The 13,042-nt window shown below is 50.3% G+C and carries 10 protein-coding genes; all 10 read left to right on the forward strand.

The window, feature by feature from the left end; translation table 11 throughout:
- Positions 1-352: 352 nt before the first annotated feature.
- Complete coding sequence (gene proV, locus D9741_RS22025; protein WP_000985481.1) at positions 353-1,555, forward strand: glycine betaine/L-proline ABC transporter ATP-binding protein ProV; 1,203 nt, start codon at positions 353-355, stop codon at positions 1,553-1,555.
- Positions 1,548-2,612: a glycine betaine/L-proline ABC transporter permease ProW gene (gene proW, locus D9741_RS22030; protein ID WP_130208067.1), complete on the forward strand. Its 1,065-nt coding sequence runs from the start codon at positions 1,548-1,550 to the stop codon at positions 2,610-2,612. Before proV ends, proW begins: the two co-directional genes overlap by 8 nt.
- A 56-nt stretch (positions 2,613-2,668) precedes the next feature.
- Complete coding sequence (gene proX / locus D9741_RS22035) at positions 2,669-3,661, forward strand: glycine betaine/L-proline ABC transporter substrate-binding protein ProX (RefSeq protein ID WP_032226031.1); 993 nt, start codon at positions 2,669-2,671, stop codon at positions 3,659-3,661.
- Positions 3,662-4,052: 391 nt separating this feature from the next.
- A complete protein-coding gene (locus D9741_RS22040; protein ID WP_130217221.1) occupies positions 4,053-5,237 on the forward strand; it encodes an MFS transporter in 1,185 nt (394 codons plus the stop codon).
- Between the two features lie 123 nt (positions 5,238-5,360).
- The gene (gene ygaZ, locus D9741_RS22045) at positions 5,361-6,098 is read left to right on the forward strand and encodes an L-valine exporter subunit YgaZ (protein WP_130210896.1); all 738 of its coding nucleotides are present in this window, start codon (positions 5,361-5,363) and stop codon (positions 6,096-6,098) included.
- Entirely contained in the window at positions 6,088-6,423 is a 336-nt protein-coding gene (gene ygaH / locus D9741_RS22050; RefSeq protein ID WP_130210894.1) for an L-valine transporter subunit YgaH, read from the forward strand. Before ygaZ ends, ygaH begins: the two co-directional genes overlap by 11 nt.
- Before the next feature lie 90 nt (positions 6,424-6,513).
- Positions 6,514-7,044 carry a multidrug efflux transporter EmrAB transcriptional repressor EmrR gene (gene emrR / locus D9741_RS22055; protein WP_000378441.1) on the forward strand — a complete coding sequence of 177 codons (531 nt, stop codon included), beginning with the start codon at positions 6,514-6,516 and terminating at the stop codon, positions 7,042-7,044.
- 126 nt (positions 7,045-7,170) lie between these two features.
- Positions 7,171-8,343: a multidrug efflux MFS transporter periplasmic adaptor subunit EmrA gene (gene emrA / locus D9741_RS22060; RefSeq protein WP_001295175.1), complete on the forward strand. Its 1,173-nt coding sequence runs from the start codon at positions 7,171-7,173 to the stop codon at positions 8,341-8,343.
- 16 nt (positions 8,344-8,359) lie between these two features.
- Entirely contained in the window at positions 8,360-9,898 is a 1,539-nt protein-coding gene (gene emrB, locus D9741_RS22065) for a multidrug efflux MFS transporter permease subunit EmrB (protein ID WP_130217219.1), read from the forward strand.
- 622 nt (positions 9,899-10,520) lie between these two features.
- Positions 10,521-13,042 (forward strand): autotransporter outer membrane beta-barrel domain-containing protein (locus D9741_RS22070; RefSeq protein ID WP_130238358.1); only part of this gene is annotated, 2,522 nt, incomplete at its 3' end.

Genomic DNA, 13,042 nt, shown 5'->3' on the forward strand with positions numbered 1-13,042 from the left:
GGCTATTTTTAAAAATATCACTACCCGCAGCAGGGAATTAATTCCCGCCAAATATCTTTATATCACGCAAATATTTTGTGGTGATCTACACTGATACTCTGTTGCATTATTCGCCTGAAACCACAATATTCAGGCGTTTTTTCGCTATCTTTGACAAAAAATATCAACTTTTCTCGATTTGCTCTCAGCCCTTATATCACGGGAAATTCCGGCAATTTGCTTGCATCAATATTCATGCCACATTTGCCATCAGGGGTTGCCTCAGATTCTCAGTATGTTAGGGTAGAAAAAAGTGACTATTTCCATTGGGTAATATATCGACATAAACAAATAACAGGAATCTTTCTATTGCATGGCAATTAAATTAGAAATTAAAAATCTTTATAAAATATTTGGCGAGCATCCACAGCGAGCGTTCAAATATATCGAACAAGGACTTTCAAAAGAACAAATTCTGGAAAAAACTGGGCTATCGCTTGGCGTAAAAGACGCCAGTCTGGCCATTGAAGAAGGCGAGATATTTGTCATCATGGGATTATCCGGTTCGGGTAAATCCACAATGGTACGCCTTCTCAATCGCCTGATTGAACCCACCCGCGGGCAAGTGCTGATTGATGGTGTGGATATTGCCAAAATATCCGACGCCGAACTCCGTGAGGTGCGCAGAAAAAAGATTGCGATGGTCTTTCAGTCCTTTGCCTTAATGCCGCATATGACCGTGCTGGACAATACCGCGTTCGGTATGGAATTGGCCGGAATTAATGCCGAAGAACGCCGGGAAAAAGCCATTGATGCACTGCGTCAGGTCGGGCTGGAAAATTATGCCCACAGCTACCCGGATGAACTCTCTGGCGGGATGCGTCAACGTGTGGGATTAGCCCGTGCATTAGCGATTAATCCGGATATATTATTAATGGACGAAGCCTTCTCGGCGCTCGATCCATTAATTCGCACCGAGATGCAGGATGAGCTGGTAAAATTACAGGCGAAACATCAGCGCACCATTGTCTTTATTTCCCACGATCTCGATGAAGCCATGCGTATTGGCGACCGAATTGCCATTATGCAAAATGGTGAAGTGGTACAGGTCGGCACACCGGATGAAATTCTCAATAATCCGGCGAATGATTATGTCCGCACCTTCTTCCGTGGCGTCGATATTAGCCAGGTATTCAGTGCGAAAGATATTGCCCGCCGCAGCCCTAATGGCTTAATTCGTAAAACCCCTGGCTTCGGCCCACGTTCGGCACTGAAATTATTGCAGGATGAAGATCGCGAATATGGCTACGTTATCGAACGCGGTAATAAGTTTGTCGGCGCAGTCTCTATCGATTCGCTTAAGGCCGCATTAACGCAGCAGCAAGGTCTTGATGCGGCGCTGATTGATGCGCCGTTAGCGGTCGATGCGCAAACGCCTCTTAGCGAGTTGCTCTCTCATGTCGGACAGGCGCCCTGTGCGGTGCCCGTGGTCGACGAGGACCAACAGTATGTCGGCATCATTTCGAAAGGAATGCTGCTGCGCGCTTTAGATCGTGAGGGGGTAAATAATGGCTGATCAAAATAATCCGTGGGATACCACACCAGCGGCGGACAGTGCCGCACAATCCGCAGATGCCTGGGGTACACCGGCTGCTACACCGACTGACGGTGGCGGCGCCGACTGGCTGACCAGCACGCCTGCGCCAAACGCCGAGCATTTTAACATTCTCGATCCGTTCCATAAGACGCTGATCCCACTCGACAGTTGGGTCACTGAAGGGATCGACTGGGTCGTTACCCATTTCCGTCCCGTCTTCCAGGGCGTGCGCGTTCCGGTCGATTACATCCTCAACGGTTTCCAGCAATTGCTGCTGGGTATGCCGGCACCGGTGGCGATTATCGTTTTCGCTCTCATCGCCTGGCAGATTTCCGGGGTCGGAATGGGCGTGGCGACGCTGGTTTCGCTGATTGCCATCGGCGCAATCGGTGCCTGGTCACAGGCAATGGTTACTCTGGCGCTGGTGTTAACCGCCCTGCTGTTCTGTATCGTCATCGGTTTGCCGTTGGGGATCTGGCTGGCGAGAAGTCCGCGAGCGGCGAAAATTATTCGTCCACTGCTTGATGCCATGCAGACCACGCCCGCGTTTGTTTATCTGGTGCCAATCGTCATGCTGTTTGGTATCGGCAACGTGCCGGGCGTGGTGGTGACGATCATCTTTGCGCTGCCGCCGATTATCCGCCTGACTATTCTGGGGATTAACCAAGTTCCGGCGGATCTGATTGAAGCCTCGCGCTCATTCGGTGCCAGCCCGCGCCAGATGCTGTTCAAAGTTCAGCTACCGCTGGCGATGCCGACCATTATGGCGGGCGTTAACCAGACGCTGATGCTGGCCCTTTCTATGGTGGTCATCGCCTCGATGATTGCCGTCGGCGGGCTGGGTCAGATGGTACTTCGCGGTATCGGTCGTCTGGATATGGGGCTTGCCACCGTTGGCGGCGTCGGGATTGTGATCCTCGCCATTATCCTCGACCGCCTGACGCAGGCCGTTGGGCGCGACTCACGCAGTCGCGGCAACCGTCGCTGGTACACCACTGGTCCTGTCGGTCTGCTGACCCGCCCATTCATTAAGTAACTCTGCACTTGCCCGGTGACGCCGGGCATATCACCCTGCCCAAAAAAGGAATAACAATGCGACATAGCGTACTTTTTGCGACAGCGTTTGCCACGCTTATCTCTACACAAACTTTTGCTGCCGATCTGCCGGGCAAAGGCATTACCGTAAACCCGATTCAGAGCACCATCACTGAAGAAACCTTCCAGACGCTGCTGGTTAGTCGTGCGCTGGAGAAATTAGGTTATACCGTCAATAAACCCAGCGAAGTGGATTACAACGTTGGCTATACCTCGCTTGCTTCCGGCGATGCAACCTTTACCGCCGTGAACTGGACGCCGCTGCATGACAACATGTACGAAGCTGCCGGTGGCGATAAGAAATTTTATCGTGAAGGGGTGTTTGTTAACGGCGCGGCACAAGGTTACCTGATCGATAAGAAAACCGCCGACCAGTACAAAATCACCAACATCGCGCAACTGAAAGATCCGAAGATCGCCAAACTGTTCGATACCAACGGCGACGGTAAAGCGGATTTAACCGGCTGTAATCCTGGCTGGGGCTGCGAAGGTGCCATCAACCACCAGCTTGCCGCGTATGAACTGACCAATACCGTGACGCATAATCAGGGGAACTACGCGGCGATGATGGCTGACACCATCAGTCGTTACAAAGAGGGTAAGCCGGTGTTTTACTACACCTGGACGCCGTACTGGGTGAGTAACGAACTGAAGCCGGGGAAAGATGTGGTCTGGTTGCAGGTGCCGTTCTCCGCATTGCCGGGCGATAAAAACGCCGATACCAAACTGCCGAATGGCGCGAATTACGGCTTCCCGGTCAGCACCATGCATATCGTTGCCAACAAAGCCTGGGCCGAGAAAAACCCGGCAGCAGCGAAACTGTTTGCCATTATGCAGTTGCCAGTGGCAGATATTAACGCCCAGAACGCCATTATGCATGACGGCAAAGCCTCAGAAGGCGATATTCAGGGCCACGTTGATGGCTGGATCAAAGCCCACCAGCAGCAGTTCGATGGCTGGGTGAATGAAGCGCTGGCAGCGCAGAAGTAATTTTTATTCGGGCGGATAAGGCGTTTTTGCCTCATCCGCCGCTCTGTACACAATGCCTGATGCGACGCTGGCGCGTCTTATCATGCCTACAAACCACACTCATTCCGTAGAGCAGATAAGGCGTTTTCGCTGCATCCGCCGCTCTGTACACAATGCCTGATGCGACGCTAACGCGTCTTATCATGCCTACAAAACACACTCATTCCGTAGGGCGGATAAGGCGTTTTCGCCGCATCCGCCGTTCTGTGCTCAATGCCTGATGCGACGCTGGCGCGTCTTATCATGCCTACAAACCACACCGCACATTTCAACAATCTATCTTTCATCCCATATTCATCAACATCCGCTATTATTGATTTCCAACTTAATCATCACCTGATGAATAAAAATAATGACTAAACCCAATCATGAGCTTAGCCCGGCGCTGATCGTGCTAATGTCGATCGCCACCGGTCTGGCGGTCGCCAGCAACTATTACGCACAGCCATTGCTCGACACCATCGCGCGTAACTTTTCCCTTTCCGCCAGTTCGGCGGGCTTTATTGTCACCGCCGCGCAGTTGGGCTATGCCGCAGGTCTGCTGTTTCTTGTTCCCCTCGGTGATATGTTTGAACGCCGCCGCCTGATTGTCACCATGACCTTACTGGCAGCAGGCGGTATGTTGATTACCGCCAGCAGTCAGTCGCTGGCGATGATGATCCTCGGTACGGCATTAACCGGTTTATTCTCGGTCGTGGCACAAATTCTGGTTCCGCTGGCGGCGACGCTGGCTTCACCGGACAAACGCGGCAAAGTGATTGGCACCATTATGAGTGGCCTGCTGCTGGGGATTTTGCTGGCGCGTACCGTTGCTGGGTTGCTGGCGAATCTCGGCGGCTGGCGCACCGTCTTTTGGGTCGCATCGGTGTTAATGGCACTGATGGCACTGGCGTTATGGCGCGGCCTGCCACAAATGAAATCTGAAACCCACCTCAACTACCCACAGTTGCTAGGTTCCGTTTTCAGTATGTTTATCAGCGATAAGATCCTGCGCACCCGCGCGTTGCTGGGCTGCCTGACTTTTGCCAACTTCAGCATTCTCTGGACCTCGATGGCCTTTTTGCTTGCCGCACCACCTTTTAATTACAGCGATGGTGTAATTGGTCTGTTTGGACTTGCAGGAGCTGCCGGAGCGTTGGGTGCTCGTCCAGCGGGCGGTTTTGCCGATAAGGGTAAATCGCACCACACCACAACGTTTGGTCTGCTGCTGCTGTTACTTTCATGGCTGGCAATCTGGTTTGGCCACGCTTCCGTACTGGCGCTAATTATCGGCATTCTGATACTGGATCTCACCGTGCAGGGCGTGCATATCACCAATCAAACCGTGATTTATCGTATTCATCCTGATGCGCGTAATCGCCTGACCGCAGGTTACATGACCAGCTACTTTATTGGCGGTGCTGCTGGTTCGCTGATCTCGGCATCCGCCTGGCAACATGCCGGTTGGGCTGGCGTTTGTCTGGCTGGCGCGACGATTGCCCTGGTTAACTTACTGGTCTGGTGGCGAGGTTTTCATCGTCAGGAAGTCGCAAATTAAGCAATCAGCAACCGTTTTCGTGGCTTTACACTTATAAGGGTGTTAAGAATCCCATCAGTCTGATAAGGTTAGGATATTCATCCAGACTATTAATAATATTAACAATCGTTAAGCGTACACTCTATGGTAAGCCCTACTCCACTGCCTGCTTCTGGTTCGGCGACCTTCATGGAAGGCTGCAAAGACAGTTTACCGATTGTTATTAGTTATATTCCGGTGGCCTTTGCATTTGGTCTGAATGCGACCCGTCTGGGATTCTCTCCCCTGGAAAGCGTTTTTTTCTCCTGCATTATTTATGCAGGAGCGAGCCAGTTTGTCATCACCGCAATGCTGGCAGCTGGTAGTAGCTTGTGGGTAGCCGCATTGACCGTTATGGCAATGGATGTTCGCCATGTACTGTATGGTCCATCGTTGCGTAGCCGCATTGTTCAACGCCTGCAAAAATCGAAAACCGCACTGTGGGCGTTTGGCCTGACGGACGAAGTTTTTGCCGCAGCAACGGCAAAACTGGTACGTAATAATCGCCGCTGGAGCGAAAACTGGATGATCGGCATTGCCTTCAGTTCATGGTCATCGTGGGTATTTGGTACGGTAATAGGGGCATTTTCGGGCAGCGGTTTGCTGCAAGGTTATCCCGCCGTCGAAGCAGCATTAGGCTTTATGCTGCCGGCACTCTTTATGAGTTTTCTGCTCGCCTCTTTCCAGCGCAAACAATCCCTTTGCGTTACCGCAGCGTTAGTTGGTGCCCTTGCTGGCGTAACGCTATTTTCTATTCCCGTCGCCATTCTGGCAGGCATTGTCTTTGGCTGCCTCACTGCGTTAATCCAGTCATTCTGGCAAGGAGCACCTGATGAGCTATGAGGTTCTGCTGCTTGGATTACTGGTTGGCGCGGCGAATTACTGCTTCCGCTATTTACCCCTACGCCTGCGAGTGGGCAATGCCCGCCCAACCAAGCGTGGCGCAGTGGGTATTTTGCTCGACACCATTGGCATCGCCTCGATTTGCGCTCTGCTGGTTGTCTCTACCGCACCAGAAGTGATACACGATTCACGCCGTTTCGTACCCACGCTGGTCGGTTTTGCGGTACTGGGAGCCAGTTTCTATAAAACACGCAGCATCATTATTCCCACTTTATTGAGTGCGCTGGCCTACGGGCTGACGTGGAAAGTGATGACGTTTCTATAGACCACAAGAATCATTTTTCTAAAACAATACATTTACTTTATTTGTCACTGTCGTTACTATATCGGCTGAAATTAATGAGGTCATACCCAAATGGATAGTTCGTTTACGCCCATTGAACAAATGCTAAAATTTCGCGCCAGCCGCCACGAAGATTTTCCTTATCAGGAGATCCTTCTGACCCGTCTTTGTATGCATATGCAAAGCAAGCTGCTGGAGAACCGCAATAAAATGCTGAAGGCTCAGGGGATTAACGAGACGTTGTTTATGGCGTTGATTACGCTGGAGTCTCAGGAAAACCACAGTATTCAGCCTTCTGAATTGAGCTGTGCTCTTGGATCATCCCGTACCAATGCGACGCGTATTGCCGATGAGCTGGAAAAACGTGGCTGGATCGAACGTCGTGAAAGCGATAACGATCGCCGCTGCCTGCATCTGCAATTAACGGAAAAAGGTCACGAGTTTTTGCGCGAGGTTTTACCGCCGCAGCATAACTGCCTGCATCAACTCTGGTCCGCGCTCAGCACAACAGAAAAAGATCAGCTCGAGCAAATCACCCGCAAATTGCTCTCCCGTCTCGATCAGATGGAACAAGACGGTGCTGTTCTCGAAGCGATGAGCTAACGCGTCATCTCGCTCAAAAATCCAGACTTATAAAAGAAAAACTGACCGGCCAGCATCGCAACGTGCTGGCCTTTTTGGCAAGCAGGTCGGCTCAGCCGATGAGTTAAGAAGATCGTGGAGAATACTATGAGCGCAAATGCGGAGACACAAACCCCGCAGCAACCGGTAAAGAAGAGCGGCAAACGTAAGCGTCTGCTCCTCCTTCTCACCTTGCTCTTTATTATTATTGCCGTAGCGATAGGGATTTATTGGTTTTTGGTACTGCGTCATTTCGAAGAAACGGATGACGCATACGTGGCAGGAAATCAGATTCAAATTATGTCTCAGGTGTCAGGCAGTGTGACGAAAGTCTGGGCCGATAACACCGATTTTGTAAAAGAAGGCGATGTGCTGGTCACTCTCGACCCGACGGATGCTCGCCAGGCGTTTGAAAAAGCCAAAACTGCGCTGGCTTCCAGCGTACGTCAAACCCACCAACTGATGATTAACAGCAAACAGTTGCAGGCAAATATTGAGGTGCAGAAAATCGCCCTCGCCAAAGCTCAGAGTGACTACAACCGTCGCGTGCCGCTGGGCAATGCCAACCTGATTGGCCGCGAAGAGCTGCAACACGCCCGCGACGCCGTCACCAGCGCCCAGGCGCAGCTGGATGTCGCCATTCAACAATACAATGCCAATCAGGCGATGATTCTGGGGACTAAACTGGAAGATCAGCCTGCCGTGCAACAGGCTGCCACTGAAGTGCGTAATGCCTGGCTGGCGCTGGAGCGTACCCGTATTGTCAGCCCGATGACTGGTTATGTCTCCCGTCGCGCAGTACAGCCTGGTGCACAAATTAGCCCAACCACGCCGCTGATGGCGGTCGTTCCAGCCACGAATATGTGGGTGGATGCTAACTTTAAAGAGACGCAGATTGCCAATATGCGCATCGGTCAGCCGGTTACCATCACCACCGATATTTACGGCGATGATGTGAAATACACCGGTAAAGTGGTTGGTCTGGATATGGGTACGGGTAGCGCGTTCTCGCTGCTTCCGGCGCAAAACGCCACCGGTAACTGGATCAAAGTCGTTCAGCGTCTGCCTGTTCGTATCGAACTGGACCAGAAACAGTTGGAACAATACCCGCTGCGTATCGGTTTATCCACGCTGGTGAGCGTCAATACCACTAACCGTGACGGCCAGGTACTGGCAAACAAAGTACGCTCCACACCGGTCGCGGTAAGCACCGCGCGTGAAATCAGCCTGGCACCTGTCAATAAACTGATCGACGACATCGTAAAAGCTAACGCTGGCTAATCCAGAGGTGCGTGTGATGCAACAGCAAAAACCGCTGGAAGGCGCGCAACTGGTCATTATGACGATTGCGCTGTCGCTGGCGACATTCATGCAGGTGCTGGACTCCACCATTGCTAACGTGGCGATCCCCACTATCGCCGGGAACCTGGGTTCATCACTCAGTCAGGGAACGTGGGTAATCACCTCCTTCGGGGTGGCGAATGCCATCTCGATCCCGCTTACCGGCTGGCTGGCAAAGCGCTTCGGGGAAGTGAAACTGTTCCTCTGGTCGACCATCGCCTTCGCCATTGCTTCGTGGGCATGTGGTGTCTCCAGCAGTCTGAATATGCTGATCTTCTTCCGCGTGATTCAGGGGATTGTCGCCGGGCCATTGATCCCGCTTTCGCAAAGTCTGTTACTGAATAACTACCCACCGGCCAAACGTTCTATCGCGCTGGCGTTGTGGTCGATGACGGTGATTGTCGCGCCAATTTGCGGCCCGATCCTCGGCGGTTATATCAGTGATAATTACCACTGGGGCTGGATATTCTTCATCAACGTGCCGATTGGCGTGGCGGTTGTATTGATGACACTGCAAACCCTGCGCGGACGTGAAACCCGCACCGAACGGCGGCGGATTGATGCCGTGGGGCTGGCACTGCTGGTAATTGGTATCGGCAGCCTACAGATTATGCTCGACCGGGGTAAAGAGCTGGACTGGTTCTCATCACAGGAAATTATCATCCTTACCGTGGTGGCAGTGGTGGCTATCTGCTTCCTGATTGTCTGGGAGCTAACGGATGATAACCCGATAGTCGATCTGTCGTTGTTTAAGTCGCGCAACTTCACCATCGGCTGCTTGTGTATCAGCCTCGCGTATATGCTCTACTTCGGCGCTATTGTTCTGCTGCCGCAGTTGTTGCAGGAGGTCTACGGTTACACGGCAACGTGGGCAGGGCTGGCCTCTGCGCCGGTAGGGATTATTCCGGTGATCCTGTCGCCAATTATCGGTCGCTTTGCGCATAAACTGGATATGCGCCGACTGGTGACGTTCAGCTTTATTATGTATGCCGTCTGCTTCTACTGGCGTGCTTATACCTTTGAACCGGGTATGGATTTCGGCGCGTCGGCCTGGCCGCAGTTTATTCAGGGCTTCGCGGTGGCCTGCTTCTTTATGCCGCTGACCACCATTACGCTGTCTGGTCTGCCACCGGAACGACTGGCGGCGGCGTCGAGCCTCTCCAACTTTACGCGAACGCTGGCGGGGTCTATCGGTACGTCCATAACGACGACGATGTGGACTAACCGCGAGTCGATGCACCATGCTCAGTTGACCGAATCGGTGAACCCGTATAACCCGAACGCCCAGGCGATGTACAGCCAACTGGAAGGGCTGGGGATGACGCAACAGCAGGCATCGGGCTGGATTGCTCAGCAGATCACCAATCAGGGGCTGATTATTTCTGCCAATGAGATCTTCTGGATGTCAGCCGGGATATTCCTCGTCTTGCTGGGGCTGGTGTGGTTTGCTAAACCGCCATTTGGCGCAGGCGGCGGCGGAGGCGGCGCGCACTAAGGTTGTTCAAGGGAGCTGCGGCTCCCTTTTTTATATGCTCATTCTGTAAACGGTTGTTTAATCAACGCCAAATGATGCCATTATGGAGGGTTGCTTAATAAACAGTTCTGCAATCAGAAAAATAGACAATGTATTTATATTTTTCTTAAGAATCGTGTGTTTTATCTCATATTTTTATTCATTTCATCGATACACAGAAATCACATTTATATTATTTTTTTGATAAAAATCCTGGTATTTACCCCCTTCTAAGAAGATGTGCAAACAATAAACATGCAATTAATTTGTCATTTTTATTAAATTCAAAAAATATCGACACCATATATCTTAATGATTTTCCTCATTTTTCTTTTTATCATTTTTTACCACTTAAGATATTTAAAGATTTTTGCCATAGAAAACTATGCTACTTATTTTTTAGCACAACAACTAAACCATCAAAATAAATTAATATTAAATTAACCATAAATTAAACTGATTTATAAACATTGGTTTCACGCACTACTCTTCATTTGAAGAAACAGCAACCTGTTTCAAAGACGTTAAAATCTAATTTTCTTACGTAGTTACTGTGAGTTCATTATTTATCTAAAAATAAATCATAAGGATGAGAAGGAACTTTATGAACATCAAAAAGCATCCCTTGTCAACGCTGGCAATAGCTATTTCGACCGTGTTATCAATACCCGTTGCACTGGCATGGGCACCACCAACAAGTATCAACAGCGATGTTACTATCAACAATAATGATGTTGTAACGCTATCCTCATCCGAAAATAATTCATCAACCTGGGATCAATTTCGTTATCTTAATGTTGGAGCAACAAGTGAAGGAACATTAAATATAGACGGGCGTGATCTAACCACCTCCAAAATTACAATCGGTAATGCAACTTCAGGGATAATGAAATTAGAAAACAATGCTCATCTGACGATTAATAAGGCATCGCCTTATGAGCGCAATATTTATTTAGGTATCAATGGTGGTTCAGGAACCTTAATGGTGCTTAGCGGCAGTACTATCACCGATTTAAATGAATTCAGAATCGGTGAATATGATTACCAGGCACAAGGGCAAGTCATTATTGACGGTGCGGGTTCTTCCGTTTCTGCAACGTATGTGATGGTCGGCGATCAGGGAACAGGTAAACTCGAAATCACGCATGGCGGTCGTCTTACAGCATCAAAGGATATGCTCATTGGTTTTACTGGAAGTTCACCTGATTTTCACGGGACTGGATACGGTGAAACTCTGGTTGATGGCGACAATTCTTCATTAACAGTGAATGAATATATCAACCTCGGGGGATTGAGTTCATTGCAGAACGAGGCCAAGGGGATACTTACCGTTAGTAATAATGCCACGGTCAGTGCTAATCAATTTATCTGGATTGGGATAGCAGAAACCAGCACCGGTATTCTAAACATTGGTGGAGCGCAGGGAGAAGCAGAACAGAAAGCGGGGATCATCAAGACGCCGATTATCCATATGGGAAGCAATGTCGGGAATAGTACTGCACAAATTAATTTTAACCACTCCAGCGAAGATTTTATCCTGGCTGCAGATATAGTTGGCAAAGGCGAAGTTAACCAGGAAGGTTCCGGAGTCACGACGTTGACTGGCGCAAATACCTACTCTGGCCAAACGAATATTAATAAAGGCACCTTGCGCGCCGGTATCAACGATACCTTCAGCCCAAACTCCGATTATGTTGTCGACAGTAAAGGGAATATCGATTTAGACGGTTTTTCACAAACCTTAAATACACTGGATTTGGCGGGTACAGCGACACTGTCTTCCTCAAAAAATGGCGACAAATTCACGCCTGCCACACTCACCATTAATGGCAATTACACTGCTAATAATGGTTTGTTAGTTATGCGTACCGAACTTGGCGATGATAATTCCGTAACGGATAAACTCATCGTAAAAGGTGATACTTCCGGTAGTACCCGCGTCATGGTCAACAATGCGGGCGGTCTGGGCGCGGATACTCTGGAAGGGATAAAAATTGTCGAGGTTGACGGCCTGTCAGAGGGCGTTTTCAGTAAAGAAGGTCGTATTGTTGCCGGTCCTTATGATTACAACGTGGTAAAAAGCGACAACCAGAACTGGTTTTTAACCAGTGAAATTCCCGCTGGACCGTATACCCCTCCGGTACTCCCCGTCATCCCGGACCCCGATCCTGAGCCACCTGTAACACCTGAGCCCCCTGTAACACCAGAACCGCCTGTGACACCGGAGCCGCCTGTTAGAAAACATCTGTATCGCCCGGAAATTGGTAGCTATCTGGCCAATATTCAGGCGGCAAATACGCTGTTTAATACCCGACTGCATGACCGTCTGGGGGAAACACAATACACCGACCTGCTCACTGGCGAACAGAAAGTGACCAGTCTGTGGATGCGTAACATTGGCGGACATAATCGTTTTAAAGATCGCTCGGATGAATTGAGCACTCAGAGCAACCGTTATGTTCTGCAACTGGGTGGTGACCTCGCACAATGGAGCAGTAATGACCTTGATCGCTGGCATCTCGGCTTAATGGCTGGCTATGCCAACAGCAAGAGTCACACGCATTCCAGCCTGACCGGGTACAGCTCTCGTGGGCAAATCGACGGCTACAGTGTGGGCGTGTATGGCACCTGGTACGCTAACGAAGCAGACAAAACAGGGACTTATGTTGACAGCTGGTTGCTCTATAACTGGTTTGATAACACCGTCTCCGGCGAGTATCTGCCCAGTGAGAAATATCACTCTGACGGCATCACCGCCGCCATTGAAGCGGGTTATACCTTCCGTCTTGGTGAAAGCGCAGATGCACGTACCAGCTACTGGTTGCAGCCAAAAATGCAACTGACATGGATGGATGTGAAGGCAGACAATCATACGGAAGACAATGGCACGCTTGTTGAGGACAGCACCGAAGGCAACCTGCAAACGCGTCTGGGGGTGAAAGCGTATCTGCAGGGTCATCATGCTATTGATGATCATAAAGAGCGTTCTTTCCAGCCTTTCGTGGAAGCCAACTGGATTTATAACTCCCGCAATTACAGCGTGAAGATGGATCACATCGGCGATGAGATCATCGGCGCGCGTAACACTGGCGAGTTAAAAGCGGGGGTGGAAGGTCAGATTACTCC

Origin of the sequence: Escherichia sp. E14V7 (assembly GCF_004212225.1) — a bacterium.
Taxonomy (GTDB): Bacteria; Pseudomonadota; Gammaproteobacteria; order Enterobacterales; family Enterobacteriaceae; genus Escherichia.